20 protein-coding genes and 1 tRNA gene are annotated in these 26,953 nt (G+C 64.6%); 9 read left to right on the forward strand and 12 right to left on the reverse strand.

What is annotated here, in order from left to right; translation table 11 throughout:
• Positions 1 to 2 precede the first annotated feature (2 nt).
• The 6 genes from amrb99_RS12120 to dpdD are packed head-to-tail and all read left to right on the forward strand — an operon-like array spanning position 3 to position 11,782.
• Entirely contained in the window at positions 3 to 908 is a 906-nt protein-coding gene (locus amrb99_RS12120) for a hypothetical protein (protein ID WP_190856018.1), read from the forward strand.
• Entirely contained in the window at positions 905 to 4,000 is a 3,096-nt protein-coding gene (locus amrb99_RS12125; protein WP_190856019.1) for a hypothetical protein, read from the forward strand. The genes amrb99_RS12120 and amrb99_RS12125 overlap by 4 nt, the downstream gene beginning before the upstream one ends.
• Positions 3,993 to 4,706, forward strand: coding sequence for a hypothetical protein (locus tag amrb99_RS12130; protein WP_190856020.1), 714 nt, complete (start codon positions 3,993 to 3,995; stop codon positions 4,704 to 4,706). The genes amrb99_RS12125 and amrb99_RS12130 overlap by 8 nt, the downstream gene beginning before the upstream one ends.
• Positions 4,699 to 9,111, forward strand: a complete 4,413-nt coding sequence (gene dpdJ / locus amrb99_RS12135; protein WP_190856021.1) for a protein DpdJ — start codon at positions 4,699 to 4,701, stop codon at positions 9,109 to 9,111. Before amrb99_RS12130 ends, dpdJ begins: the two co-directional genes overlap by 8 nt.
• The gene (gene dpdK, locus amrb99_RS12140; protein WP_190856022.1) at positions 9,108 to 9,638 is read left to right on the forward strand and encodes a phospholipase D-like domain-containing protein DpdK; all 531 of its coding nucleotides are present in this window, start codon (positions 9,108 to 9,110) and stop codon (positions 9,636 to 9,638) included. The genes dpdJ and dpdK overlap by 4 nt, the downstream gene beginning before the upstream one ends.
• Positions 9,635 to 11,782, forward strand: coding sequence for a protein DpdD (dpdD, locus tag amrb99_RS12145; RefSeq protein ID WP_347256648.1), 2,148 nt, complete (start codon positions 9,635 to 9,637; stop codon positions 11,780 to 11,782). Before dpdK ends, dpdD begins: the two co-directional genes overlap by 4 nt.
• A 117-nt stretch (positions 11,783 to 11,899) precedes the next feature.
• Here dpdD and dbpB (amrb99_RS12150) read toward each other — a convergent pair whose 3' ends face one another.
• From dbpB (amrb99_RS12150) to amrb99_RS12195, 10 genes are all read right to left on the reverse strand, one after another.
• Positions 11,900 to 13,012, reverse strand: coding sequence for a DGQHR domain-containing protein DpdB (gene dbpB, locus amrb99_RS12150; protein ID WP_190856024.1), 1,113 nt, complete (start codon positions 13,010 to 13,012; stop codon positions 11,900 to 11,902).
• A complete protein-coding gene (gene dpdA, locus amrb99_RS12155; protein WP_190856025.1) occupies positions 13,009 to 14,274 on the reverse strand; it encodes a tRNA-guanine transglycosylase DpdA in 1,266 nt (421 codons plus the stop codon). The genes dbpB (amrb99_RS12150) and dpdA overlap by 4 nt, the downstream gene beginning before the upstream one ends.
• A complete protein-coding gene (gene dbpB, locus amrb99_RS12160; RefSeq protein WP_190856026.1) occupies positions 14,271 to 15,419 on the reverse strand; it encodes a DGQHR domain-containing protein DpdB in 1,149 nt (382 codons plus the stop codon). The genes dpdA and dbpB (amrb99_RS12160) overlap by 4 nt, the downstream gene beginning before the upstream one ends.
• Positions 15,419 to 16,111: a hypothetical protein gene (locus amrb99_RS12165; RefSeq protein ID WP_190856027.1), complete on the reverse strand. Its 693-nt coding sequence runs from the start codon at positions 16,109 to 16,111 to the stop codon at positions 15,419 to 15,421. The genes dbpB (amrb99_RS12160) and amrb99_RS12165 overlap by 1 nt, the downstream gene beginning before the upstream one ends.
• Before the next feature lie 291 nt (positions 16,112 to 16,402).
• A complete protein-coding gene (gene folE2, locus amrb99_RS12170; RefSeq protein WP_206699926.1) occupies positions 16,403 to 17,203 on the reverse strand; it encodes a GTP cyclohydrolase FolE2 in 801 nt (266 codons plus the stop codon).
• Positions 17,200 to 17,556, reverse strand: coding sequence for a 6-carboxytetrahydropterin synthase QueD (queD, locus tag amrb99_RS12175; protein WP_190856028.1), 357 nt, complete (start codon positions 17,554 to 17,556; stop codon positions 17,200 to 17,202). Before queD ends, folE2 begins: the two co-directional genes overlap by 4 nt.
• On the reverse strand, positions 17,556 to 18,194 hold the full coding sequence (queE, locus tag amrb99_RS12180) for a 7-carboxy-7-deazaguanine synthase (RefSeq protein WP_190856029.1): 639 nt from the start codon (positions 18,192 to 18,194) through the stop codon (positions 17,556 to 17,558). Before queE ends, queD begins: the two co-directional genes overlap by 1 nt.
• 7 nt (positions 18,195 to 18,201) lie before the next feature.
• Complete coding sequence (queC, locus tag amrb99_RS12185; RefSeq protein WP_347256649.1) at positions 18,202 to 18,906, reverse strand: 7-cyano-7-deazaguanine synthase QueC; 705 nt, start codon at positions 18,904 to 18,906, stop codon at positions 18,202 to 18,204.
• Between the two features lie 600 nt (positions 18,907 to 19,506).
• A tRNA-Pro gene (locus amrb99_RS12190) sits at positions 19,507 to 19,580 on the reverse strand.
• Positions 19,581 to 20,242: 662 nt separating this feature from the next.
• Positions 20,243 to 21,163 (reverse strand): metallophosphoesterase, encoded by a 921-nt coding sequence (locus amrb99_RS12195; RefSeq protein ID WP_190856031.1) that lies wholly within the window; start codon positions 21,161 to 21,163, stop codon positions 20,243 to 20,245.
• 69 nt (positions 21,164 to 21,232) lie between these two features.
• On the opposite strand from amrb99_RS12195, the gene amrb99_RS12200 reads away from it, so the two are divergent.
• Positions 21,233 to 21,688 carry a GatB/YqeY domain-containing protein gene (locus tag amrb99_RS12200; protein WP_190856032.1) on the forward strand — a complete coding sequence of 152 codons (456 nt, stop codon included), beginning with the start codon at positions 21,233 to 21,235 and terminating at the stop codon, positions 21,686 to 21,688.
• Between the two features lie 61 nt (positions 21,689 to 21,749).
• On the opposite strand, the gene amrb99_RS12205 is transcribed toward amrb99_RS12200, so the two are convergent.
• Positions 21,750 to 24,113 (reverse strand): transglycosylase domain-containing protein, encoded by a 2,364-nt coding sequence (locus amrb99_RS12205; protein ID WP_190856033.1) that lies wholly within the window; start codon positions 24,111 to 24,113, stop codon positions 21,750 to 21,752.
• Positions 24,114 to 24,438: 325 nt separating this feature from the next.
• On the opposite strand from amrb99_RS12205, the gene amrb99_RS12210 reads away from it, so the two are divergent.
• Complete coding sequence (locus amrb99_RS12210) at positions 24,439 to 24,750, forward strand: WhiB family transcriptional regulator (RefSeq protein WP_151540244.1); 312 nt, start codon at positions 24,439 to 24,441, stop codon at positions 24,748 to 24,750.
• 210 nt (positions 24,751 to 24,960) lie between these two features.
• On the opposite strand, the gene amrb99_RS12215 is transcribed toward amrb99_RS12210, so the two are convergent.
• Positions 24,961 to 25,365 (reverse strand): hypothetical protein, encoded by a 405-nt coding sequence (locus amrb99_RS12215; RefSeq protein WP_190856034.1) that lies wholly within the window; start codon positions 25,363 to 25,365, stop codon positions 24,961 to 24,963.
• Positions 25,366 to 25,489: 124 nt separating this feature from the next.
• On the opposite strand from amrb99_RS12215, the gene amrb99_RS12220 reads away from it, so the two are divergent.
• A complete protein-coding gene (locus tag amrb99_RS12220; RefSeq protein WP_190856035.1) occupies positions 25,490 to 26,350 on the forward strand; it encodes a MerR family transcriptional regulator in 861 nt (286 codons plus the stop codon).
• The last annotated feature ends 603 nt before the right edge of the window (positions 26,351 to 26,953 follow it).

The raw sequence follows: 26,953 nt of genomic DNA on the forward strand, positions 1-26,953 counted from the left end.
CCGTGGACTATCTGAAAGGCCACGTCACAGCCAGCGCTCCTGCGCTCGTCGTCATCTGCAGGTATCTGGCCACACACCCCCAGGGCGTAGAGGAAGCCGAACTCCGAAGTGCCCTACAACCGCACGTTCCGGCTAAGAGTCAGGGAACCAGGTCGGGTGGCGGCGTTTTCGTCGCCTCGCTGAGAGTCGGTCAGGACCTGGGGATCATCGAGACCCAGGAGGTCTCGCGTAACCGGCGCCGTTGGGCTGTGAGTGAATCCCTGCAGGAGGAGATCGAAAGGGACACGTCACCCGGCGCTCAGATCGTTAGGAGCCTCGTGTTGCGACGCTTGGGCGCTCGTGCGGCGACTGCCATCGAGGCAGGGAACTCTCCGCCGGACCTCGGGCTTGCGCTCACTTGGTTTCTCATGCGGAACCCGCTCGCGCCTTTTCCTGTCACTTGGGGGGACGGTCCAGAGGCTGCCTTCAAAGATGGGTGGAAAGGGGATCAGCCTCCGGTCGGCAACGCGGAGCAGTGGCGCTCCTTCATGAGATGGGCCAGATCTTTGGGGCTTGCTGTCCGCGCTGAATTTGGAAGGCAGAAATTGGTTCTAATCGCTGATCCGACGCGGGCCATAGAGATCGTCCTGGGCGAGATGCCTAGTCGAATGCTCGCCGATGAGTGGTTTCGGCACCTGCACTCACTTCTGCCGGTTCTGGGTGACTCGAGGCTGGTATCTGCCCTACCGCAGGTCAGTGGTTCCGTCGAGGAGGTTCCATTGCCAGTCGTGCTCGCGATGAGGAAACTGGAGCGCATGGGAAAGTTGAAACTCGTTGCTTCGGATGACTCGAGCAACGCCGTCGCCCTGCGGCTCGCTAGAGGCGACCGCCGCATCGGTGAGGTGCACATCCTGGAGGCCCTGGCATGAGCAATTCGATGAAGGGCTTTCGCTGCTGGAGCGCCAGGTCAGTCCGAGAAACGGTGTACTCTGATATCGGAGCGCTACCCAGCGGTGCCGACGCTGTGTTTCTCGCCGCGCACTCCCCCATGTCGCTGGCCCACCCTAAGGGGGAACAACAGCCGGATTCTGACTCAGATGAGCGGCAGGTACTCGACGCCCTGCTCTCCGGCATTGGAGACGAGGACAGGAACACCCTCATCGCCGTGACTGGAGGGTCCGGCGCCGGCAAAAGCCATGTCGTGCGCTGGGTACACGCTCACCTGGATCGGGCGGACGAGGGATATCACGTCCTCTATGTGCCGCGAGCGGTCCAGACCATCAGGGAACTGTTGCGCAGGATCGTCGTCGGGCTGCCCGGTGACGGCGGCGAGGAGTTCATGGAACGGATCGACGCGGCGGTGGGTAACACGGGCCCCGCGGAACTCCAGGACCGGCTCTTGGAGGAAATGCGTTTCGCGTTGAACTGGGCTCTCGAACCCCAACTTCCCCGGGACGGTGAGAGCGAGAAGGAACGAGAGGCGCGAGAGGAACGCAACAGCCTGCTCGGTGACGCCGATGAATTGGGTAAACGGCGAAACGGGCTGGCGGATCTACTGGCCTTGCCCCCGGTGAACCGCGTGCTGCTCCGCAAGGAAGGCCGACTTCATCGGTTCGTGGCCTCCGTGTACGAGGAGACCTCACGGCGTGACGGGGAGCAGGAGAAGTTCGAGCCAGAGGACCTTCCGTTGCGTGAGACCGGAGTACTGAGGGCACTGGCAGGAAACGCAGATCTCAAAGGGCTGTGGGAGATCGTCCGCTACGATCCCGCACCGGCCCTTGATTTGCTCGACGAAGCCCTGCGCAAGGCAGTACCTAGGGCGCTTGGCATGCGGACTTCCGGCAGTGGGGTAACGCTTGACGAACTCTTTCGCCGTTCCCGACAGTTGATGCGAAGGCAGGGAAAGGAACTAGTCCTTCTCTTTGAAGATTTGGCTCAGTTTGGTCTCATCGATGGTGAACTATATGATCAGTTTGCCACTCAGCCAGGGGCCGATCTCGCGCCTTTGCGGGTTGTGTTCGCGGTGACCGACGCTCCATACAATAAGCTTCCGGAGACCGTCCAGACGCGAATCACACACCAGTTCAAGATCGAATCATCTGCTCTCGCTGACCGTGAGGCATTCGTAGCCCGCTATCTCAACCTCGTCAGGGTTGGACGTAAGGACGTCGAGTCCGCCTGGTCGCGGGTCCAGGGCGACAGTACGGAGGGCTGGGTCCGCAACGCCTGTAATACCCGAGAAGATGGACTGCCATGCCGGGTTAGGGATGAGTGCCACGCAGGTTTCGGAACAGTTGAAGTTTCCGGCCTCGGTCGCGTGGGTCTCTATCCCTACAACGACGTAGCAGTACGTCGTTCGTTGAACAACAGGGGAAAGGACGCCACCCCGCGTGACATCCTCGATGTCTGCGTCTCAGAGACGTTGATCGAGGCCGAGGCGCACATTGGACGGGGCACCTACCCGCATGATCGGGTACGTGACCGTTTCGATTTTACCATTAGGCGTTCCAAAGACACCATCCTGGCAGGACACACCGGCGAGCAGGCCGACCGACTATTTCGCGCCTTGGTGGTCTGGGGTGATGAGTCGAGCCTCAACTCCATAGTGGCAGACGCTTTTTCCCTGGAAGTGCCAGCCGGGCGGGAGCCCGTAAGTCCGACGCCTCCTAAGGCTTCACCGCCGGAACCTAATCCGGCGGAGAAGCCCGTCCCCCTTAGGCCGAGTCCGCTCCCTCAACTCTTCCAATGGCAGGTTGGAGACCGTCTTCCCGACAGCGAGACAGATCTATACCGAGATCTTCTCTATCAACTGGTCCGCTCCCGGCTGGATCTCGAGTACGCCTTGTTCCACACTGCGAGTGGCGAGGGCGCAAGGATTCTGAACGAAATTTTCAACCGGACCTCCTTCGACTTCGGGAAAGACGCAAGAGGGCGTCGCGCGGGTACCGGAAAAGTGCTCTTTAGCATCGGCCGTGATGATGACACCATCAGAGTGCTGGCGGCCGCTCGATGGTTCTACGACAACGGTCATTGGGTCCCGGAGAACGGGGTCTGGCCCTGGCCTGAGGGTTACAATCCATTCGATCTGATGGTAGGCCTCGAATGCCGCCTAGATGACTGGGCTGACCAGGTCCGCACAGCCTTCATAGAGCGGGTTCGAGGCCGCGGTTTGGCCCGTGCGGCCGTCGGGGCGCGTGCCGTCGCGCTGATCGCGGCAGGGCTGTCGCCTGCGTCGGTGCAGCGGGTCGACGACGTCATGACCGCCGGAGCGCCTGCCTCCACTCCGGCCACGCCGTCGTGGGCGGCGGCGGATCGGGCTGCCCGAGACATCCTGCTTAACCCCTCAATTCGCGACCTGGTCGGTGAGGTCGCCGCGGTACGGCAAGGCGACACTGGTGCTGCCGAGCTCGTCGATGCGGTCGAACTAGAAGAGGGACTCAAGCAGGCCCTGCGAGCACCTGTTGTCTTCCTCCGTAACGTGGTCGAGGAGTTCCGTGAGGCAGCTCCAGTCCTGGCCGGATCAGCGGACAGTCTGGTAACCGCAGTGGAACAGGCGGCTCCTGGCCAATTGCACGAGATTGGGACAGCGGTCGAGGCACTTGTGCTGGGTCTCCAAGGGCAGGAGCCGGCGGCAGTGGCCAGGAAAGCCCGTGAAGTTGGGCGACGGGCGTTGGACAGTGGGTTTTTCAGGCCCGCTGACGGCTGGAGCGCTTTCAGCGACGCGCTGGAGACGCTGGAGTCTGTACCCGCTGGACTGCCCCTCGACCAGTACGTCAGCGACAGACAACATGAGGCGTCGGACGCCCTCACCACGCAACATTGGACTCGTGTGGCCGTGAGAGGTGCGGGAGCACTTGAAGTGATCCGGCGGAGCATGATGGCGACCCGGCTGGAGTGCGAGCGGAGCGACGGTGTCAGCGGGAACCTGGATCAACAGGCGCAGGACGTGCGTCAAAAACTAGGCCAGGCCAGGGAGCATCTTCACGCACTGGGTAGTGCCGAAGAGGAGAACAATGGCTGAAGGCATTCCTCAATGGATCGAGGAGACACGCGTAGCAGTCGACCGGGCCGGTCAGGCGGATCGCGCTCAAATGGATTTCGATGCCCTAACCACTGCGTCGGAAGAACTGGGCCAGGTTCTGCCCAGCCTTGTCGAACTTCACAACGCAGCGGAACTGGGCCGGGGCGTCTGGTGGACCGGTTTAGACGTCGATTCTGGCCTGCTGGCCGATTTGGACGAGGCTCAGACCGCCCTGGATACTCGGCATCAAGCCCTGGAGAGGCGGAAGCTGACGAACGTCGCACGACGACTCACTCGCATGGAACCACGGCTGCGTGAGTCAGTTATGGCTGCCTGGAAGGAATACGTTGCGTCGCAAGCCGGCGACGCCGCCGAGTTGCGTGACCTGATGCAAGTGCTATCCGGCGCCGAAGGCATCGCCGATGTAGCCCGACAACTCAACGAAGCCCTCGGCAGGCTGGCCAGGCTCGAGAGGCGACTGCCCGACGCACGCTCGCTCGAGGTACTCGACGAGGTTTGTGCGCTCTTCGGGCTTTTGGAGGGAAGACTGCCCGCAGCGGTGAAGACCTTCGTGTCCGCCGCGGCGCGCGGCGGTGCCTCACTCGAACTGGTTGATGCCGAAGTACGGGAATGGCTTATCGACAACGGCGCTTTGCAGAACTTCAGGGCGGTCCCGGGACGCCCCCAGGAGGTGCGACATGGATGAGTACGTGCTTGAGGCCTTGACCATGATCGAACTTCGGGAGGCAGAACTTCTTTCGTGGGGGGCAGTGGGGGCTGAGTGGACTGAAGACGAACTCCTCACGGTCCTATCGGCGTACGGGAGCGCCTCGGAACTTTTGTCCCAGCTAGTTGAGTCAGCTCTGGTCGTCCGTACGCCTCACGGCGGCTACCGCTCCCGCAGTGCGGAGACAATCCGGCTACTCGCTACGCTCAGACAAGCATTCCCCCAACAGCGGGTTACCGATGGCAGGCCCCTGGTGCTGGACTACAGGTTCCTGCACCGTCCGCGGCGTCGGCCCAAGCGCAGTATTCCCGCTCAGGAGGTGCTGGATGAGATCCGAGAGTTGCTAGGCCCGGCCGGTTCTGCTGTTGCGCAGCGGCTTCTGCCGGCGGAACTCTCGGGATTCCAGCGGCGCAGCGCCAACGCAATTATTGACGCGCTCAGAAGCACTCAATCCTCCGGGGTAATGGTCACCGCTGGTACGGGCAGTGGAAAGACTCTGGCGTTCTACCTACCGCTTCTATCATGGCTGGCAGATCAGCCAGAAAGACGGCGGAGTGCCGGACCTTTGGCACTGGCGTTGTACCCGCGAAATGAACTCCTCAAGGACCAACTTCGAGCACTTCTAGGTTACGTCCAGGGTCTTCAGGTCGCCGGTGACCTCCACACCTCGCCCCCGAGCCTGGCCACCTGGTTCGGCCTGACTCCGGCGTCCGTCTACGCGGTGAAGCAGGGATGGGCGGAGGGCTGGAGTAAGCGTGGCGACGATTACGTCTGCCCATACCTTCGCTGCCTGGACTGCGACTCAGAACTGCTCTGGCGCAGAGCCGATCTCGATATGAACCGGGAACGGCTGGTCTGCAGTGTGGCCACCTGCCGCTCCGAAGTGGACGGGCAACTCCTACGACTGACTCGCGAGAGCGCATGCCAGAACCCCGCCGATCTCATGCTCAGCACCACAGAGTCGCTCAACCGTCAACTCTCCGCTCCCGGCAATCTCGGAGCGTTCGGGGTACATCCGGCGACCCTCGCCGCTGTCCTTCTAGACGAGGTACACACCTATGAGGGCACGACCGGAGCTCAAAATGCAATCCTCCTGCGTCGCCTTACGCAGAGGCTACGCCGCTCACCCGTCTGGGTCGGGCTCTCCGCTACACTGCGCAATGCGGGCGATTTCTTCGCCCAACTGGTCGGCCTATCGCCGGGCGCGGTGACCGTTGTCCAGCCCAGGACCGAGGAACTGGAAGAGTCCGGAGCCGAATACCTGTTGGCACTCCGGCACGATCCGCACTCCAAAACGGGGACAATTTCCACCAGCATCCAGACGTGCATGGCGCTGGCCCGCTGCCTCGACTCGAAGGCGGACAACCCCTTCAACCCGCCACCTACCTCTGATGGAGTCTTCGGAAGCAGGCTCTTTGCTTTTACCGATAAGCTTGACAGCACCAATCGGCTCTTCTGGGACCTCCTGGATGCTGAAGGCTGGCGCTGGCCGGGCCGACCCCATGAGAGACGAGTCCTGACTCTTGCTCACCTACGGGCAGAGAGACAGGGACGTCTGGGTGCAAGGTGCCAAGAGCCGGCCGAGGACCGTGATCTCGACGGGCAGTGGTGGTGGCTGCCGGAGCACTTGGGACATGGAGTTGAAGCCGACCGCCCACAGCGGCTAGGCCGCACCAGTTCGCAGGATCGCGGTGTATCAGCCGATGCTCAAGTGGTCATCGCGACGGCGACGCTCGAAGTGGGATTCGACGACGACCGTGTCGGTGCGGTTGTGCAGCACAAGGCCCCACACGACCCTGCGCAGTTTCTACAGCGTAAAGGACGCGCTGGACGAAACCCGGTGACCCGTCCCTGGACGGTGGTGGTGCTCAGCGACTGGGGCAGGGACCGCCGGGCTTGGGAGGCATACGATGCCCTCTTTGACCCCGAACTTCCACCGCGTAACCTCCCTCTCGGGAATCTATACGTGCTAAGGATCCAGGCGGTTTACGCACTCCTTGACTGGCTCGCCGTCGAGTTGCGCTACTCCGGTCGCGAATCAACCTGGGAGGATCTTGCCGGCCCCGTGAAAGCACTATATCCGAATAACCCATCTAGGCAGGATCGGGCGCTGATCCGTCAAACGCGAATCGCGGACCTGCTGACTCGGCTACTTCGGCCCGGACCCGAACGCGAGCGGCTTCGGCGCCATCTGAGGTCCGCGCTTGGACTGGGCGCTGGGGAACAGGCGGAGTCTGTGGTTGACAGCCTGCTATGGGACTCCCCCCGGCCGTTGCTGCTCGCTGTCGTCCCGACGATACGACGTCGACTGCAGAATCAGTGGAGGGGGGAGGAGCCTTTGCCGGGCGATACCGGATTGCGGACGCGCACACCGCTGCGCCAGTTCGTACCAGGAAATCTTTTCGATGACCTTCTGGTCCCTGATGTGGAACTGCTCGTGCCGGGTCTGCAGCAAGACGTCCAAGTCGAGAACCTTCCCGCATTTCGGACGCTCAGCGAGTTCTGTCCCGGCAATGTGAGCAGGCACTTCGGAGTATGGGCCACCAACAAGCGGCACTGGGTCCCCCTCCCCGCCATGGATCCGGGAACGGACGAGCACAGGATCGACGTCGTGAATGTGTACCGTGGCGTCCCTATTGATGTTGTCGAGGCTGGAAACGAGCGTGTGACGGTCTACGCACCGACTGCCGCCGCGTTGGAGGCTGTTCCCAACCTGGTGAGGGATGCCTCCGCAGTTCGACCGGACTGGGAGTTCCAGGTCTCACCTCTCGGCGAGGGGTGCGAGCTACGTGTTGCCCCGGGAGCGGACAAACTCATCGCAGGGATCACCGCGCACCTGCATGGTCAAGGGGGCGGTGCACGCACCTTGCGTTACGCCAAGACGGCGTCCGGGACGATCTGGGACCCGGGGTCGAGACCAGTTCGGCTCCGATTCGGCCACGGCGTCAAAGACGACTGGAGGTCCGAAGCACTCGGGGTTGAACTTCATTGTGACGCACTCGAGGGCGTTGTCCGACTGCCCGAGTACGTGGAGCCACCCGACTCGGAGGAACGTAGTCAGCGCCTGCGGCATGTCCTCGAGGTCGAGGCGACTCTCCCCGCCACGATGTCATCCTTTGACCGAGAGACACTCGTCGAGGTCGTCCTGCTGGCGGTGACCACTATGAAGCTGGGGGAGGCATCACCGCGCTGGGAGACCGAGTTGGCGGGAGCAATGAGGGAGGCCGCGACCACCCTTGGACTGCTCACTGACGATGCACAACATGAAGGCGGAGCCAGTAGATCGTGGTCCGACTGGTGCGACGACCCGGACGTGTTGTCCGCAGTTCGCGAAGTACTTGCGGAAGTCGAATGCAAGGCACGCCCGGACGCTTGGACGTCCTGGTGGCGTGGGCGCCACACACTATCCGCCGCACATCTGGTGCTGGCTGCCCTCTCGGCACTCTGCCCTGGAGTGGATGCGGAAGAACTTTTGGTCGACCTTGCCCCAGGTGACGAAGGCCGATTCTGGATCTCGGAAGCGACGCCCGGAGGCACTGGCCAGATCGAGGCATTCGTTCGCGTACTCGTACAGGAGCCGGAGGAATTTACGCGAGCACTTGAGGATGCGCTCAATCCCTCCTCGATTGAAACTCTGGACCACGAACTCACGACCCTCCTACGCAATGATGCATACGAGGTACAGTCCGCGCTAGCCGGGCTCCGGGACGCTTGGCGGGGAGGTCATGCGGTCGTGGCACTCGCGGTGCAGCGGTTGGACGATGTCGCCCGGAACCACGATCTCGCCCTGGGCGGCCCGGCCCGTTCCACGTTGAGCACTCGCATTGCCGGCCCCGGCGCCCACTCTGGCCTGCAGGCTGCAGTCAGATCCTGGCTCGATCTGCGCGACACGGTCGTTGCCAAGGCAGGATTTGCAGTAGGTGCCAGAACATTGGCTGCGCTTCTCGCTGAAGATGAGAGCCTGGACGAGATCCTGCATCTCGGCGAGAAGACGACTAAACAACGGCGTGCTCGCGCCGTGGCCAACGTTTTGTGGCCGTGGGGCGAGACTGCGCAAGCGGACCTCTCGCACAACCCGTACGCCCCGGCGCTCCGGGCTTCGATTCCGGCGCTGCGCGCTTTTGTAAACTTCAGCCCGCCCTCACTTTGCGCCGTTCCCTGGGACGATGAACGCCGAGATGCAGTGCACGACATCCTCCGGGAGTTCGGCGAGACAATTCTGCTCGCACCTCACACGGAGAGCGTCATTCTCCAATCAGCCATCCTAGACCTGCAGACTCGCCCAGTCGAGGTCGGAACGCTTCTGTGTCATCCAGTCGTTGTAGGGACTCGCATTACGGCACAGTATGTCGAGGCCCGCGTACTCCTAAGGGAGGCGCTATGAACAGAGTCATCCGCAAGTCCAGTGCTCAGAGTTCCACCGAGGTTCTGGACCTTCTCGGCGCACTATTTGCCGCGGAGTTGGTTCACCCGAGCACCCACCTTTGGCTTGTCTCTCCCTGGATCTCAGATGTCGGTATCGTTGACAACACGGTCGGTGCCTTTCCCGCGCTCACCCGTTTCGGACGGCGTCACATCCGCCTTGCCGAAATCTTGGCCATATTGGCCGCGGAACGCACATATGTGTTCGTTGCCACGACAATCGACAGTCACAACAACACCTTTAGGCGCCGACTCCAGTTTCTCGCCCGCGACCTGGACGTTGAAACGAAAATCAAAGTGGTGACAGATCCATCCGGTTTGCTGCATACCAAGTCGCTCACTGGAGATAGGTACGCGTTGGCGGGTAGCATGAACATCACCTACAAAGGTATCCACCTGCGCGAGGAGCAGGTCGAACTGAACACGGACCCAGCTTACGTGGCCCAGGCTCGTATGGACGCCCGCGATCGGTTCGGGGATGACTTGTGAGTACTTTCCAAGCGTTGCGCCGGGTTCTCGGTGACACGGCGCGGTTTAATTCGCTGCGAGATCGAATAGAGACTTTTTTCGAAGGGCAAGTGCGCACTTGGTCCAGGGGGACGAGTAGTTGGCTGGTGATGCCAGTGGAGCGCGAACCCGCCGGTTTCTACTTGATATCCGAAGACCGTGAAGGACAGCGGCGCGGACAGGAGGTGCTCACTGCCTTCCTCGGCCCAGCGGTCGCTACTATCGAACCAGCACCGATGTCTCCAGGAAACGAAGCCGCCGACGGGATACTGAGGGCTATTGGGATCAACCATCTGTCCCATTTGCAACGTACGGACGCGTCGGCGCTGGCCATGCTTGAGCGGTTGGAGGATGCGGTCGCGACCGTGACTGGGACAGACGTACGGCGGCGCTCTGTACGGCCATCGCACGTGGACCTGCTCCGTGACTTCCGGCTGGCGCTGTTGCGGGGGAACGGCCGCGTCGCCGAGCACGCCCTGGACGAACTGCGCCTTACCGGGCGGCTGAGCGCCGAGAACCTCAGGTTCCTGAAGGTGGAGTTGCTCGGTCGTCTCGAGCGCTGGAGCGAACTGCAAGATCTTCCCTACCTTCAGGAGATGCTCCGCGCCCGGCGGCCTCGTGCGGTAAACGAGATCCTGCTGGAGATGCTGTGGTGGAAGGAGGTAGCGCCTCTTTACACCTCGGAATTGTCCGCTGAGGACGTCTACATACGCGCGGACCTCGGCTCTCGTTACGGAGTGATCCTCAACGCCGTTGATGTACCGATCACGGAGAACGGCCGGAAGGTTACGGCCGTAGCCGCTCTGGTACAAGGGGACCGAGGCCGACTGGAGAGGCTACTGCGCGCCGCCGCCACCGATGCTGAACGTGGGTGGTTGCGGTCCATGGTCACGCATGGTGATGCTGCTGCCCGCCCACGACCAGTCATCGCCCCGACCATTCGGGAACTGTTTCAACAGGCACAGTACGGTGCAGTAATCCGTTCCTTCCTCGAATCACCTGAGCCGCCCGAAGCCGATATGGCAGTGCAGGCCGTCCTGGAAGGCGAAGAGACCAACCAAGCACCCGCCGTTCGCTCACTGGTGTCTGAGTTTGTCGAAGAGGGACGGCTGCGTCCGGACCGCCGGTTGCTAAGAGACCTGGAGGAGTTGGACCGGCTGGTCGGGGCGTCGTGTCACAGTTGGACGGAGTGGTGTGCCCGTCTGGGACGAAACGAGCGCTGGCTTGAGGCAGCCCAGGTCCTGCGGTCGCAGCACCATCAGTGGGCGGGGCTGGAGTCGCTGTCGTCCGCAGAGGCCCGTGCGGCGGCCGAGAATGTTCTCAGCGCTTGGGCAGGCGCTAACCAAGAACAGGTTGTGGCTGCGCTGGACCTGCTATGCAGCGCAGCGGCCAAAGCGGCGGCGACGATGCAAGCGGGAGAGTTCTTCGACGTCGTCCTGATGCTGCTGGTGGATCAGCCAAGTCTGAGCGCTCCAGTACGTGACGCCTACTTGCTCCTCATCGTAAGGCTTCTGGAAGGCGGACCGGCCGAGTCCCGTTACCAAGAGACCCTGAACCACGCGCTGCTCCTGTGGAGACGGATCTCCTCGCCTGCTGCGGTTGACTGGGGGCTCAGCCTAGTAGACGTCCTGCTCTATGCTCCCTCACCTGTGCCGGAGGCGAGACTGGCCACCGTCTCCGAGGTGATCAACAAGATCCGGAGCTTCCAGCAAAGACTCAGCTCGCGGCAGGACTCGGAGCTGGAGACCCTGGCAGGCGAGGTCGGCCTCCCGGTCCGGCAGCCGCACGAGCAGACATCCGACGCAGACACCGTCTGGAAGCGGCTTGACGGTTCGGTAGTCGGTGTCTACTCGCTTCTGCCTCGAGCGGCCGCGTCACTTGAAAAGCGCCTGTCCGGACTCTGCTCTCCCAGGACAGTCGAGGGCAACACCGACAAGGTGGCAACAGCAGCTTTGCGCTCGCTCGCCGCCCGCGCCGACTACTTGATCGTCGACACATGGCACGCTACCCATTCCGCGACATCCGCGATCGATCAAGCGAGGGATAGAGACAAACAAATCATGCCGCAGGGCCAAGGAGTCACGGGCTTTATGCAGGCCCTTGAACAGCACCTTTCGTCCGCATAATGGCTGGTCAATTATGGACGGCCACTGGATTGCGCGCTTCGCCAGTTATGACTGTCCACAGCGCAACACGCACCTGCAAGGACCCGGGCTCAGGCTCAGTGAAGGCTCAGTGAAGGGTCAGAACAGCGGGTCCTGGTCGACCATGACGAGGAGGCCCTTGGTCAGCCACTTCACGTCGTTGGGAGTGTTCTGTAGGCCGTTCCACTTGCGTTCATCGTCCCTGCCGAAGTGCCAGCTTCCCTCGGTCCAGGCCGCTACGACCTTGATGTTCTTCAGCTTCTCGAGGATGTGTTGGCGGTCGAGTTCCTCGGCCGGCTCGTCCTCGGTGAGCTTATCCATCACGTAACCCATGGCCTGGATGCCGACGCCGTGAGTTAGCCGCGACGTGCGAGGCGGCTTGCTCCAAGCGTCCGGGAACACCTCTTTGACCAGACCCCAGAACGTGTTGAGGTGGAGCAGCATACGTTCGACGTCTCCGTCGCCGTGCTCATCGCGGTACTGGTAGAGCGCCCCCTCGTACAGGCTGTTCTCGATCATCTTCAGGACGCTGTTGTCCTTGATGTAGCCGTCCGGCGAGGTAGGGGTCGCGATCGCCTTGTAGAACGGACCGGCGGCGATTCCGTTGAGCCGTGTCATGAGCACCGCCGGCAACTGGCGGCGGGCGTATGCCGGCGGCAGGTGGCCTCTGGTGTTGGGGAGCAGTTCGTGGATCAGGCCCTTGGGAAGCGGCTTGGTGTTGTTGACAAGGATGAACTGGGCTCGTTGCTCCGCCTCGTTATCGGCGATGAAGCCTACGGCCGCAACCGGAAACGTGTCGATCTCTGCTTCCCTAATGGCGGCGCTGCGCTGCTGACCGTCCACCAGCCAGGCGGGTTTCTGGTCCTCGGGAAGTTCCTCGTCAACGGGAATGACGAGCTCTCCGGGCAGGGAGTAACCTTCCCCTGCATCAGGGGTTGTCCCGGCCTCGAACTTCACTCTGTTGTCGAACGCCAGCACGATCGCGTTCGGCAGCATCGCCGAGGGCGACTCCAGATAGCGTTTGATCGCCTTGATGTGGTTCGCTACCTCCGGGCGCTGGTAGCCGTGCAACTCCTCTTGGTCATCCCGCCTGATTCGGGACACAGCCGCGAACTCGTGTAGGCGCTTGCCGTCAACCGCGAAGCAGTAGATGCGGCGATCACCTTGCCTGACCTCCAGCGCCGGAAGGCGAAGTGTGTGCTGGTCGGTCATTGGTTCTCCTGACTAGGCGCACGGCCGATGTGTTGGATCTTGGCGGCGAAGACCGCAAGGTTGTGGAAGCCGCGGCTCTTGTTCCGCTCTGTGCCTCGGAAGACGGCTATCTCAATACCAAGCTTGCCACACAGTCCACAGTTGCATGTCTTCCATGGCTTATCTTGGAGGAGGACTTCATACTGGGAGACGCGAGACTTCTTGGCGCCCTTCTTTTTAGGGTTCAACTTGTCGCCCTCAACCAGTTGCTCATAGTCGCGGAGGACGTTCAAGACTTTTTGTAGCGAAGCTTCGGAGTCACTTTCGTCGTAGGCGCGGAGCAGGCGAAGCGTCTCGCGTTCGAGGCGCTTTGCTTCGGCTTGTGACACTTCGCCAGCCAGCACCTTTCGCTTCAGAGCAGGATTGCCGTCCACCTGGGGCACCCGGATCGCCATGTAAGCGCCATCGGCAGTGTGGTAGTTGTTCTTGTCGTCCATGAACGACTGCCGAAACGGTGATGTGCTGTCAAAGCTGGTGACCCCGAGAGTGGCGAACTCTTCTATGGCGCCGACTCGAGTGATTCCCAACAGATGCAGTTCTGCGTCCTGCCGCACCTTGTCTATCTCGTAGAGACAATCCAAGATCTCGTCTGTCCGCAAAGGCACCATTCCTCCGAGCGCGATGCGCCGGTAACCCATCTCCTCGAGTTGGTGGACGCTGTCAGCGTAACTGGCAGGACTCCACCCCTGGGCAGCACCTACGGGGACTATGGGACGCTTCCGCTTCTCCACCTCATCGAGAAAATCACGTGCGTACTTAAGTGTGATCCTGCGCCGTTCGGCCCACTTTGGTGCGACGGTAGCCTCCGTCGCCTTCGGGTCGTAGTGAAAGATCACATGGTCAACGCTAACGCCTTCATCAAATCCACAGCGTTCATAGAAATCGACGACATCGGGAACGCTGTACGGTGGCTCGATTTCGTCAATATAGTTGAAGGCGCCACAATCGCCCAGCGTGGTGACACCATCTGGCAGTCTGAAGTACTTCTGCACGCCCAGCCTGTGGAGCCGTTCTCGCTGCGGCATCGTGTACTTCCCGGACCCGCGTACCGAGCCGTCCACAATAGCCTTGCTGACCAGGATCCCGTGGTAAGGCCGCTTCGCTAGAACCTCATGCGCGTACTTGTCATCGCGCTGCCGTACACGGTGCGGAGAGTATTCCTCGTGGTAAAAATCAAACGTCGGACTGATCTGGTCCTGGCTATCCGGGAAGAAAAACTTCAAAGGAGTTCCCTGCGTGCACTCTGGTACAGACGGATCAGATAGTTGGAAAGTTCTTGGACATGCTTACCCACATTCTCGATCTCATTCCAGCGATGTCCAAGGCCCTCCCAGGTGCCAGTGGTCCAATGACAGTGCGGAGCGATGAGTTCAAGGTGTTGACGAATTTGCTCATATGCATCATCGCGCTGAGGGTCAATAGTACCGAGGATGCGATCCATGAGGCGACCCATTGCCTTGATTCCGGCACCGTGCATCAACCGGCTTTTCTCCGGTAGTTTGCCCCATGCTTCGGGAAAAGTGTCTCGGACCGCCGTCCAGTAGATGATCAAAGCTTGGATGATCCCGTCGTAATCCGTCTCGCCGCGGCCGATGTCGCGATATGGAAACAGGCAGCCTGAAGGGGAGGTCAAACTTTCTTGGATCATGTCGACGACGCCGGTGTCAGTGACTACCGCGCCGGGTTGGCGGCTTCCGGCGCTTGAGGCTCGCCTGATCATTCCGTGAAAGGGCGATTTTCTGTCGGTGTTCAGCACATCGCACAAACTCGACGGAGCCTTACGTACCGCGAGGCGGGCCGGTAGAGGGCTGTCCACTTCGGGCAGCAGTTCGGTGACCAGACCACGAGGGAGTGGACGCGTATTGTTGATGCGTACAAACTGATCGCGCTGCAGACTCACTGTGTCGGCGACGAACGCCGTGACCGGGACTGGCAAGTCCCTGCGTTTAGCGCGAGCCAAGGCCAACGCGCGTTGCTGTCCATCGACGATCCAGGCCGGCTTCGGCTTGTCCTCTCGCGGCAAAGGAAGGGACAGCCGGCCGGTGTCGGACGCACCGTCATCTGGGAGCCGGTTGCCGCCGCGGGTCGCTTTGAAACGAACATCAGGCGAGAGCGCCATGATGATCGGGTTAGGGAAGATCGGCAGTGGGCTGTCCAGATACTCGACGATCTCCTGGATGTGCTTGCGCACCTCGGGGCGCTGATAGCCGATCAGCTTGCCTGCCTCATCCCGACTCACGCGGGAGATGTCGGCGAACTCTAGGACCTGCTCGGCCTTCAACATGAAGATGTAGAGTGGATAGTCCTTGACCTGGACGATCCGAAGGGCTCGCACCTCGATGGAAGGTTCGCTTCTAGGCATGGACATCAGGACCAGTCCTTGAGCGCGTCTTCCTGCATGATCTTCTGGAACAGTCCCTTGAAACGGGCCTGCTCGCACGACTGCCCAGAGTTGCGTAGGCGGCGCAGGAGTCTGGTCGCAGAGACGGGCGCCGCTTCCTCCGCCATGGCTGCGCGAATGAAGGCGAACACCTCGGCGTCACTAAGCCTGACACCTGGCGTCCGGGAGACCACTGGGGGAGCCGACTCCCTCAGTTCGCTCATGAGGGCAGAGATGGTCGACCGCGTCAAAGCCTTTTGCTGGTGCCTGGCCATCTCCAAGACGCGGCGGGTGGCCCGTGCATGCAAGGAGAGCAAGCTCCCGCCTACTGCGGGCTGGACCTCCGCAGAGACAGGGACGATGAAGTTCTCCAGCCCCGGGTACCGGCGGCCCGGTCCAATGATGACGAAGTTGTTCGGATCAGCGAGTTTCTCGGCCGCTCGCTGAAGATCATGGGCACAGGGTCTCAGGTAGGCGTCTGACATGACGGCAATGACGACAGCGTCCGGGTTGCTGGCGGCGAGGTCGGTGAAACTCCGAGGAGTACCGGGAGCAGGGCCGGTCCACTCGGCCAAGGCTCGCCACCACCTGCGGGCATCGTCGGTCGTGGAGGCGACAGAGTCCTCCTGGCCGAAGGCGAAGGTGGCCGCATAGGCAGCGATGCGCGCGTCCTCCGGCACCAGCCCGTAGCCAGCGGAGCAGACCCACATCGAAGCAGAGGGGCCAACCACTTCTCCAAGTTGCTTCGCTACCTGCCAATACTCGCCGGCGTACAGGTCAGCGGCGCGAGTGGTCGCTGCTCCGGCGGCGAGGCGACGGATCCAGTCGCGGCAACGCGCTTGTGTGTCCTGCTCTTGGATGAGCTCGCGTGCCCGGAGAGTGGAGGAAAGCGAGCCTCGCTTGCGATTAGCACAGGTGACGACCAGGTGGACGGAACGTTCGCCTGTAGTGCTGGTGTCGTCGCACATGGCCTACGCGTCGCCGGCTCGGCGGGTCCAGGACACCGCTGCGTAGGCGGCATGGTTGTGGATGCTCTCGTCGTTGAGTGCTCTGATCCGGTAGGCAGCGACACTCTCCAGCATCTTCACGGCCTGGGCAACGTTGCGGACCATGTCCTCAACGAAGACAGGATTGTCGTAGGCCGCCATGGTCACGTGGCGCTCATCCGGCCGCTTGAGGACGGCGTAGACGGGCGAAGACGCTGCCTTCTCCGCGATGTCGATCAGTTCGTCAAACCAGAGACCCCCTTGTGGATCGACCGGCTCAACCATGATTGTGATGTGACCACGCTGGTTGTGGGCGCCCCGATCACTGATGGCCTTGCTGCATGGGCAGACACTGGTCACCGGTACCGTGACGGCCATCGTGACCCGGCTTTCCTCGGATGCGCTGACGGCGCCCAGCGAGCACGCATAGTCGACGAAGCCACGCGCTCCGGTCACCGGAGCAGGCCGCTCAAGGAAGTAGGGGAAGTCGAGGCTGACACGCGCTGTGGGACTGGACATACGTTGCCGCAGGTCCTCAGCCAGGGTGGCGATACTGCTGAGGCTGAGTTGCTCACGAGCCTCGTGCAGCACCTCAATGAAGCGGCTAAGGTGCGCTCCTTTGACCTCTGGGCCGAGACTGACCGACATGGCGGCGGTCCCGACGGTCTCCCGCTTGGCCCCCTGACCGTCGGCGACCAGCACGGGATAGCGAAGCCCTTCCACGCCGACCTCGTCGAGTGGGACACCACGCGAGTCCGGCGTGGCCTGAACGTCCTGCAGAATCACTCTTCCCCCCGGTAGACGCAGCCGGAAGTGCAGGTTTCACGCACTGTGACGGCCGAGAGCGGCAACTGGTCGACCAGCCTGTCCCAAATCCACTTGGCAAGCACCTCGCTGGTCGGGTTCTCCAGCCCTGGCACATCGTTAAGGTAGTAGTGGTCCAGCTGTGCGACCAGTGGCTTGACGGCGGCCTTGAGTTCCGCGAAGTCCATCAGCCAACCCATGGCCGGGTCGACATCGCCGCTTACATGCACCTCGAAGCGGTAACTGTGGCCATGCAGTCGAGCGCACTTGTGGCCGGTCGGCACGTTCGGTAGCCGGTGGGCGGCCTCGAACGTGAACTCGCGGAAGATCTCCATCAACGGATTCCCAGGGTCTTGTGGGTCTGGACGCTCAACTGCCACTGCGGGTTCTCAAGGCAGTAGTCGATCGCCGCCTGTGTGTTGGCGACGAGATCAGGACCGTCCATCGGCTGCAGGAGCAGCCGGTCGAAGGCGAGGTGTTCAAAGAGTTCGGGCTCGGCTCCGGCCTGGGGATAGACGAGCTTCAGATCATTTCCCGAGGTCAGCACGATCTCGGTGCCGGCTTTGGGGCTGACGCAGATCCAGTCGAGCCCCTCGGGTGCGGGCCGTGTCCCATTGGTCTCGATCGCGACCTCGAACCCTTCGGCGTGGAGGGCGTCCACAGCTTCGCGGTCCAGTTGTAGGAGCGGTTCGCCACCTGTGCAAACGACGTAAGGGCGACTGCGCGGGTGCGCGCGTCCCTGCCAGGTCTTGGCGACGGCCGCTGCGAGATCGGCGGCTGTCTGGAACCGGCCGCCGCCCGGGCCGTCGGTTCCGACGAAGTCAGTGTCGCAGAACTGGCATATCGCCCGATGGCGGTCCTTCTCGCGCCCGGTCCACAGATTGCAGCTGGTGAATCGACAGAACACCGAGGGACGTCCGGCGTGACTCCCTTCGCCCTGAAGCGTGTAGAAGATCTCTTTGATCCGGTACATAGGGCCGTCAAGCCTTCGCTGACGTGAAGGAGGGATCGACAAGGCCGAGCTCGGCGAAGCCCCGGCTGCGAAGAAGGCACGAGTCGCACGTCTCGCACGCGCGGCCGTCGATGGGGTCGTAGCAGCTGTGCGTCCAGCCATAGTCCACGCCGAGGGACAGGCCTCGCTCGATGGTCTGAGCTTTGGTCAGATCGATCAGCGGGGTGTGGATCTTGAGCTTCTGGGTGCCTTCGACGCCGGCCTTGGTAGCGAGGTTCGCCATGCGCTCATACGCCTCGATGTACTCCGGCCGGCAGTCGGGGTAGCCGCTGTAGTCCATGGCGTTGACACCGATAAACACATCCGACGAGCCCAGGGTCTCGGCCCAGGCGAGCGCGAACGATAGGAAGACGGTGTTACGCGCAGGCACGTACGTGATCGGGATCTCCTCGCCCAGTTCGTCCGCATTGGCGTGGTGGGGGACGTCGAGAGAGTCGTCAGTCAGCGCCGAGCCACCGAAGACGGCAAGGTTGATGTCGGCGATCACGTGCTCGGTAGCCCCCAGTTCGCGAGCCACCTTCTTAGCCGCGTCGAGCTCCTCGGTGTGCCGCTGTCCATACCGGAAGCTGAGGGCGTATGTCTCGTATCCCTCATCCTGGGCGATCGCCAGCACGGTGGTCGAATCGAGGCCACCACTCAGTAGGACCACTGCCCTGCGCTTGTCCGTGCTCACCTGTCGCTCCCCCATCCTGCGCACTGCGCGGAAACTGCAGCCTCATACGTAAGCGTCCGAGTGTAGTTTCGCGCGGGGGACGTCCGCAATTCGCCATGCGCTCGAAGTCTCATCGGTCTTCTGCGAGAAGCATGCGACTGACCATCGTCGGAGTGCTGGGACTCAGCGATCCGTCCACTTCGATGAAACTGCATCGACTGCTGTGGCTGTGCTGCGGACACTTAGTCGCGCCGGCCTGAGCGCGCTTGGGCTGCAGTTGAGCGGCGATCGGCATCACAGGCTGGTGGAGCCGGGTTGCTGTGAGGACCCTCGGCAGGCTGGACCCGACTGCAACCTCGCGTGCAGGAGCCTCCCGAGCAACTCCCGAGTCCACCCGAGTCACCCCTGGGCCAGGTGACGCGGAACTGGCTCGGTGGATGCCGACGATGGCCGGGTGAGTTGCGAATCTGAACCTGCGGTGACTGGAGGCGGTCCGCTCAGTGCTGGTCTGGGGCGGACGGTGTTCGGGGGTGACGGTTGGGTTCGCGGACCGATGGCGGACAAAAGATCTTGAGGCCGGTCTCCTTGGTGGAGAACCGGCCTCTGATCTGGCGTTATCTGTCGGGGTGGCGGGATTTGAACCCACGACCTCTTCGTCCCGAACGAAGCGCGCTGCCAAGCTGCGCTACACCCCGGTGGTGGCTGCCCGGGAGTCGTACGTGCTCCCGGCGCCTAGACCACTTTAGCGGATGTTCGGGAGTGCTGCGTCCCTGATTTTCGGGCTGTGAAGCCGGTCACGGCGCCGGAGGGGGTGAGGGTGATGTCGGTCAGGCCGGCGGCGGTGAGCCAGGCGCGGAGATCGGCGGTGGTGCCGGAGGGGCCGAAGAGGCCGAAGCGGCGCATGAGGGCGAAGAGGGCGTCGTGGCGGGGGGAGGTGCCGCGGACGAGGGTGGTGCCTCGGAGGGCGCCGCCCGGGCGGAGGACGCGGGCCAGTTCGGAGACGGCCTTCGCGGGGTCGGGGAGGCAGTGGAGGCCTTGTAGGTGAGGCAGGTGGCGAAGGTGGCCGACGGGAAGGGGAGGTTCGTTATGTCCGCTTGGACGAGGGTTCGGGCGCCTCGGCGGCGGGCTCGGTGGAGCATGGCCGGGGAGAGGTCGGCGGAGACGTGGTGGGCGCTCAAAGGCGCCAGGCCGCCGCCGCAGGGGATGTCGAGGGTGGGGCCCTCGGGGCGGATCGCGAGGCTGCGCCATAGGTGGGTTATGTCATAGCCCCACAGGGCGCGGGCGGCCAGGCGGGAGACGGTGGGGTTGTGGACGCCCGCGTCGTAGAGGGCGGCCTGGAGGCGGGAGGTCCGCCAGTTCACCGGGGGACGAGGGTGAGGAGGGACGCCTCCGGGGGGCAGCAGAAGCGCATGGGGGCCTTCGGGGACGTGCCGAGGCCGGCGGAGACGTGCAGCCAGGAGCCGCGGTGCCGGTGCAGGCCCTTGACGCGGGGCCGGTCGATGCCGCAGTTGGTGGCGAGGGCGCCGTAGAACGGGACGCAGACCTGGCCGCCGTGGGTGTGGCCGGCGAGGAGGAGGTCGTAGCCGTCGGCGGCGAACCGGTCGAGGTTGCGGGGCTCGGGCGAGTGCATGACGCCGAGGTGGACGTCCGCCTGCGGGTCGACGGGGCCGGCGACCTTGTCGTAGCGGTCGCGGTTGATGTGGGAGTCGTCGATCCCGCCGAACTCGACGTCGAGCTCGCCGACCTTGAGGCGCCCGATGCGGTTGTTCAGGTCGAGCCATCCGGCGGCCTGCAGGGACGAGCCGAGCTCGCGGTAGGGCAGGTCGGGTTCGCGGCGGTGCCGCTTGTAGTCGGACTTGCTGGTGCGCCAGATGTAGCGCAGGGGGTTCTTGAAGATCGGGGAGTACAGGTCGTTGGACCCGTAGACGAAGACGCCGGGACGGTCCAGGAGGGGGCCGAGGGCGTCCAGGAAGGGGCCGATCGCGTCCCGGTGCGAGAGGGTGTCGCCGGTGTTGACGACGAGGTCGGGCTCCAGGGCGTCCAGGGAGCGCACCCAGTGGATGAGGCGGGAGCGTCCGGGCGTGAGGTGCGCGTCGGAGATGTGCAGGATCTTGACCGAGGGACGGCCGGGCGGCAGCACCGGCACGTCGAACCGGCGGAGCCGGAACCAGTTCCGCTCGATCACCGAGGCGTACCCGAAGGTAGCGGCGCCCGCGCCCAGGAGGCCGAGGGACGCGGCGTAGATCTTTCGCACGGTTCTCCCTTCTCTGGTTCCCATGGTTCCAGAGATGGGCACCTCGCGGTAATCCTGATGAGGCGGCCGGGTTCGTGCGGGCATGATGTGACCATGAGTGCCCTGAAGGAGAAGCTCGAGACCGACCTGTCGGCGGCGATGAAGGCGCGCGACGACGTCCGCACGCGGACGCTGCGGATGGCGCTGACGGCCGTGAAGAACGAGGAGGTCGCCGGCAAGCGGTCGCGCGAGCTGTCCGACGACGACGTGGTGAAGGTGCTGACCCGGGAGGCGAAGAAGCGCCGGGAGGCCGCGACGGCGTTCGGGGACGCGGGCCGCGCCGAGCAGGCGCAGGCGGAGCGGGACGAGGGCGCGGTGCTGGAGGAGTACCTGCCCGCGCAGCTGTCCGACGAGGAGCTGACCGCGCTGGTCGCGGACGCCATCGCCGAGTCGGGCGCGGCGGGGCCGCGGGCGATGGGGCAGGTCATGAAGGTCGTGAACCCGAAGGTCGCGGGGCGCGCCGAGGGCGGGCGGGTCGCCGCGGAGGTCAAGCGGCAGCTCGCGCAGTGAGCGAAGGGCCCGGCGGTCGCCGGGCCCTTCTCATGTCCGGCGGTCGCCGGGTCGCGTGTCGTCAGTTGCCGGGCGGCGGCCAGCCGGGGTAGCCCTGGCCGTTGCCGCCGTCCCCGTTGTTGCCGTGCCCGTTCCCGCCCGCGTCGCCGGGCTTCTTCTTGCCGCTGCTGATGTAGAGGATGACGGTGGTGCCGGGCGGGACCTCGGTGCCCGCGTCCGGCGAGGTGGACACGACCGTGCCCTTCGGCTGGTCGGAGTCGACGGACCCGGACGCGACCTGCACCTTGAGGTCGGCGCCCAGGAGCTTGGCCCTGGCCGCGGCGACCTTCATGCCCTTCACCTTCGGGACGCTGGTGGTGTCGCCGAAGTCGCGGGACGGGGTGTTGAAGTCGGGGGCGGGCTTGCCGGCCAGCGCGGACTGCATGCTCTGCTGCCACATGGCGCCGGGGGTGTCCGCGCCGTACACGCCGTACACCTTGTACTGCCAGGGGCCGCGGTAGTCCCAGTAGGCGGTGGCGGCGGCCAGGTTCGGGGTGAAGCCGGCGAACACCGCGCAGGTGAACTCCTCGCAGGTGCCGGTCTTGCCGGCGGCGGGGCGGCCGATGCCGCGCCCGGCGGCGGTGCCCTTGGTGAGGACGCCCTTGAGGATCGAGTCGACCTTGTCGGCGACGGCCTGGTCGACGGCCTGGTGGCAGTCCTGCTTGGGCAGCTTCAGCTGCTTGCCGTCGGAGTCGATGACCTGCGTGACGGACAGGGGCGAGCAGTACTTGCCGCGGGCGGCGAAGCCGGCGTAGGCGGCGGCGAGGTGGACCATGTCGACGTCGTTGGTGCCGAGGACCTGGGACGGGACGGGCGCGAGCTCCTGGCCGTTGGCCTGCTTCATGCCGAACGCCTTCGCCATGGCGACGGCGTCGCAGACGCCGACGCGCTTCTCCAGCTGGGCGTAGAACGTGTTGACCGAGTGCCAGGTCGCGGTCTTGAGGTCGAAGTTGCCCGCCTCGCTGTCACCGGCGTTGTGGAGCGTCCAGGTGCCGCCGCCCGCCATCTGGTTCTTGTACTTCACCCCGTTGATGGTCCCGGTGTACTTGCAGGGCTGGAAGCCGCTGACGGTCGTCGTCTGCGGCGAGTTGATGGAGGTGCTGACCGGGATGCCCTCGTCCAGCGCCGCGGCGAGCGTGAAGGTCTTGAACGTCGACCCGGCGGACACGCCGGTGCCGCCGCCGTGGTGGACGTCGGCGGGCAGGTTGATGGTGGTGCGGCCCTTGCCGGCGCCGAACCGCTTGCTCAGCCCGATCGCCTTGATCCGGCCGGTGCCGGGCTCGACCATCGCCTCGGCGCCGACGCGGTTGCCGGCCGGCGCGACGTTGCTGCGCAGCGCCCGGTCGACGGCGTTCTGCGCCTTCATGTCGAGCGTGGTGCGGATGGTGTAGCCGCCGCGGTTCAGCTTGTTGACGACGCTCTCCTGCTCCTTCGGTGTCATCGACCAGTACTTGCCGTTGGAGAGGATGTCGAGCATGTCGTACTTGACGTACTCGCAGAAGTACGGCGCCTTGCTGGACTCGCAGCCGCCGACCGGGTCGGTGCGGTTCAGCAGGATCGGCTTGGCGGCCTCGGCGTCCGCCTGCGCCTTGGAGATGTGCCCGAGCTGCGCCATCCGGTAGAGGACGATGTCGCGCCGCTTGCGGGCCTCCTTCGGGTTGCGGATCGGGTCGTACAGGGTGGGGTTCTGCGTGATGCCGGCCAGCAGGGCGGCCTGCCCGAGGTTCAGCTTGTTCGCGGGGACGCTGAAGTACCGCTTGGCGGCGGCCTGGATGCCGTAGGCGCCGGCGCTGAAGTACGCGACGTTCAGGTAGCCCTCGAGGATCTGGTCCTTGGTCATGCGCTGCTCGATGTCGAGCGCGTAGCGTAGCTCGCGGAGCTTGCGGCCGACGGTCGGGGCCGTGACCTCCTGGTACTCCTTCTCGGTCGTCGCCTGGTCGACGAGCAGGTTCTTCACGTACTGCTGGGTGAGGGTGGACCCGCCCTGCGTCTGCTCGGACTCGACGTTGGACGCCAGCGCGCGGATCGTGCCCTTGAGGTCGAGGGCGCCGTGCTTGTAGAAGCGCGAGTCCTCGATGTCGACCATCGCCTGCCGCATGATGGGCGCGACCTGGTCGAGCCGGACGGACTCGCGGTACTTGTCGAAGAACGTGGCCACTTGCTTGCCGTTCGCGTCGTACATCACCGTCTTCTCCGACGGTGGTGTCGTCTTGAGGGCGCTGTCCATGTTCTCGAAGTTGTTCGCGGCGTCGCGCGCGGTCAGTCCCGCACTGCCGACGCCGGGAAGCGCGATGAACGCGACCAGAACGCCCGCGACGACACCTGCCCCCAGCAGCCTGAACAGCGTGGAGAAGGCCTTACCCCGATCTAGCTTCGCATCGCGCACGGGGTCTAGGGTACGCGGGACGACCAGTGCATACGGGACAGGTCCCCCGGGCCTGGGCGCAGCGGGCCGCCGGCGCAACACGTTCGTCCGGTATGTGCCCCTCGTGACAACCTGCGCCATGTCTGGCGCGTCAACTACAGGTAACTAGTCCGTTCCGGCGGTATGGCCCCGGTGGGCTATATCGAGAATGGGCCCATCGGGGTCTGTTGAATCGTCCCTCGCTTCCGTAAGTTCTTCCCCACGGCTTTCGTTTGGCGGCCTGACGTCCGCGCCCGTCCGGCCAAGGAGCGCAAATCGACACAGACCCTAGGGGAGTGGGGCCAAGATGTGGATCACGGATTGGACCGCCCGCGCCGCCTGCCGTAACGCGGATCCGGACGCCCTGTTCGTTCAGGGAGCGGCGCAGAACCGGGCCAAGCTCATCTGCCGCGGCTGCCCGGTGCGCACGGAGTGCCTCGCCGACGCCCTCGACAACAGGATCGAGTTCGGCGTCTGGGGCGGCATGACCGAGCGGGAGCGCCGCGCGCTCCTCCGCCGGCGGCCGGACGTGCGTTCGTGGCGCGACCTGCTGGAGACCGCCAAGGAGGAGTACGAGCGGTCGGTCGAGGCCGACGAGGAAGAGCTCGTCGCGAGCTGAGCGGGACTCGGCGCCGGTTGGGATGACGCCCACGGCCGTCCGGTGGACGGGCGAGGGCACGGACGGTTCGCGAGGTCCGTCCGGCGACGGCAGGTGACCGGAAGGTCCACCTGAGTGCGGCTGCGGGCCCGTACCGATGCGGTACGGGCCTGCCGCCGCGCCTGCCCATGCTCACACCGCGCAGCGGCGTGTGTGCGCTGGGCTCGCAGGTCATGCCTTCAGGGGCTGCACGGTGAACTGGTAGTCGTAGCGGATGAGGTCGTCCTCGCCGAGGACGAGGAACACCCGCGCGGCCCACGCGACGTCGCCGTCCTCCGTCACGAGCCGGACGGTGAACGTGACGGCGTCGTGGTGGGCGAACACGTCGCCCGCCGACACCACGGCGTACCGGCGGCCGACCACGAACTCGTCGTACGCCTCGGTGATCCTGTCCGCCAGTTCGGCGTGGCCGCTGAACCGCGCGGACTCGACGAGTTCCACACCGTCCTCCGCCCACAGCGCGGCGATGGCGGCGCGGCGCTTGGCGGCGTCAGGTTCGCTCCACACCGCGACGTAGCGGCGGGCGATGTCCTCGATCGTGGCGGGCCGCGGCTCGTAGTCGGTCGCCTGCGTCATCGTCGGTCTCCTTCCGTCGGCCCGGCGGGCCGTCGCGACCGACGTTTCCGGCTGCCGCACGGGCAGGGTCAAGGCGGGCGGGCGGTGAGGACTCTCCCCCGAGGGGAGACCGCACAATGGCGGCATGACGTACCTGTCCATCGGGGACTTCGCGCGCGCCACCCACATGAGCGTGAAGACGCTGCGGCACTACCACCGGGTCGGGCTGCTCGAACCTGCCCACGTGGACCCGGCCACCGGCTACCGCCGCTACACCGCCGAGCAGATCCCGACCGCGCAGGTCATCCGCCGTTTCCGCGACCTCGGCATGCCGCTGGACGACATCGACGCGGTGCTCGCGGCACCGGACGTGCACGCCCGCAACGAGCGGATCGTCGCGCACCTGCACCGGCTGGAGGACGACCTCGGCCGGACGCGGCGCGCCGTCGCCGCGCTGCGCGACCTCCTCGCGCCTCCCCCGGCGGACGCGTCCGCGAACGTCGAACTGCGCAGCGTGCCGGCGGTGCGCGCCGCGGCCGTCACCGGTGTCGTCGACGTCGCCGACATGGCCGCGTGGTTCGAGGGCGCGCTAGGTGAGCTGTACGGGACGCTCGCGGCACAGGACGTGCGGGAGACCGGCAATGCCGGCGGCGTCTTCGCGGACGAGGTGTACACGCGGCATCGCGGCGAGGCGACCATCTTCGTGCCGTGCGCGGGGACCGTCCGCCCGATGGGCCGCGTCGTCCCGCATGAGGTGCCTGCGGCGGAGCTGGCCGTCATCACGCACCACGGGCCGCCCGCCGAGGTGGACCGTTCCTATGGAACGCTCGCGGCGTACGTCTCGCGGCACGCGCTCGCGGTGGACGGTCCCATGCGCGAGTACTACCTCGTCGGCCGCCGCGACACCCCCGACCCGTCCCGCTGGCGCACCGAGATCGGCTGGCCCGTCTTCCAGACCGCCCCCGCCGGCACCACCACCCCGCCCCAGCCCGCGCGAACGGACTAGCCCGAACGCACCCGTGGCGAGACAACCTGGTGTCGCCCGGATGCCCTCTGACGCATGCCGTCCCGGCGCGCCGGACGTCCACTACGGGTGGCCTTGGCGTCTTCGGCCGCAGGCACCCCCGCGCACCCGGCGTCCTGCGCATTGTCGGGTGTCTTCGGAATGCGTGCGTTCCCGCGCACCGGATGACCTGCATATTTTCGGCTGTCTTCGGAGAACATGCGTTCCTGCGCACCGGACGGCCCGGATGCCGCCCGGGTGTCCCGGCATAGGCGCGCCAAGGCGTCGGATGTGTGCTCGGACCTCGGCTGAGGGCGGCGTTGGTCCGCGGCCTTAAGCGTCGCGCGAGCGCGTTATCTGACCGGCGGGGCGATGCCGGAGGCGAGCCCCGCCGGGAAGCTCGCGAAGCGAGTTCGCGCTCGCCCAAGCCCGGTCAGGGTGCGAGCCGCTAGGCGAGCGCCCTGGGCCGGGCTTGTGGAGACACAGCCGCTAGGCGAGCGCCCTGGGCCGGGCTTGTGGAGACACAGCCGCTAGGCGAGCGCCCTGGGCCGGGCTTGTGGAGACACAGCCGCTAGGCGAGCGCCCTGGGCCGGGCTTGCGGAGACA

Origin of the sequence: Actinomadura sp. RB99 (assembly GCF_014706005.1) — a bacterium.
Classification (GTDB): domain Bacteria; phylum Actinomycetota; class Actinomycetes; order Streptosporangiales; family Streptosporangiaceae; genus Spirillospora.

Coding starts and splice junctions, on each gene's coding strand:
- amrb99_RS12125 (WP_190856019.1), top strand. CDS start 905: ATGAGCAATTCGATGAAGGGCTTTCGCTGCTGGAGCGCCAGGTCAGTC.
- amrb99_RS12130 (WP_190856020.1), top strand. CDS start 3,993: ATGGCTGAAGGCATTCCTCAATGGATCGAGGAGACACGCGTAGCAGTC.
- dpdJ (WP_190856021.1), top strand. CDS start 4,699: ATGGATGAGTACGTGCTTGAGGCCTTGACCATGATCGAACTTCGGGAG.
- dpdK (WP_190856022.1), top strand. CDS start 9,108: ATGAACAGAGTCATCCGCAAGTCCAGTGCTCAGAGTTCCACCGAGGTT.
- dbpB (WP_190856024.1), bottom strand. CDS start 13,012: ATGACCGACCAGCACACACTTCGCCTTCCGGCGCTGGAGGTCAGGCAA.
- dbpB (WP_190856026.1), bottom strand. CDS start 15,419: ATGTCCATGCCTAGAAGCGAACCTTCCATCGAGGTGCGAGCCCTTCGG.
- queD (WP_190856028.1), bottom strand. CDS start 17,556: ATGGAGATCTTCCGCGAGTTCACGTTCGAGGCCGCCCACCGGCTACCG.
- queE (WP_190856029.1), bottom strand. CDS start 18,194: ATGTACCGGATCAAAGAGATCTTCTACACGCTTCAGGGCGAAGGGAGT.
- amrb99_RS12195 (WP_190856031.1), bottom strand. CDS start 21,163: ATGGGAACCAGAGAAGGGAGAACCGTGCGAAAGATCTACGCCGCGTCC.
- amrb99_RS12200 (WP_190856032.1), top strand. CDS start 21,233: ATGAGTGCCCTGAAGGAGAAGCTCGAGACCGACCTGTCGGCGGCGATG.
- amrb99_RS12210 (WP_151540244.1), top strand. CDS start 24,439: ATGTGGATCACGGATTGGACCGCCCGCGCCGCCTGCCGTAACGCGGAT.
- amrb99_RS12215 (WP_190856034.1), bottom strand. CDS start 25,365: ATGACGCAGGCGACCGACTACGAGCCGCGGCCCGCCACGATCGAGGAC.
- amrb99_RS12220 (WP_190856035.1), top strand. CDS start 25,490: ATGACGTACCTGTCCATCGGGGACTTCGCGCGCGCCACCCACATGAGC.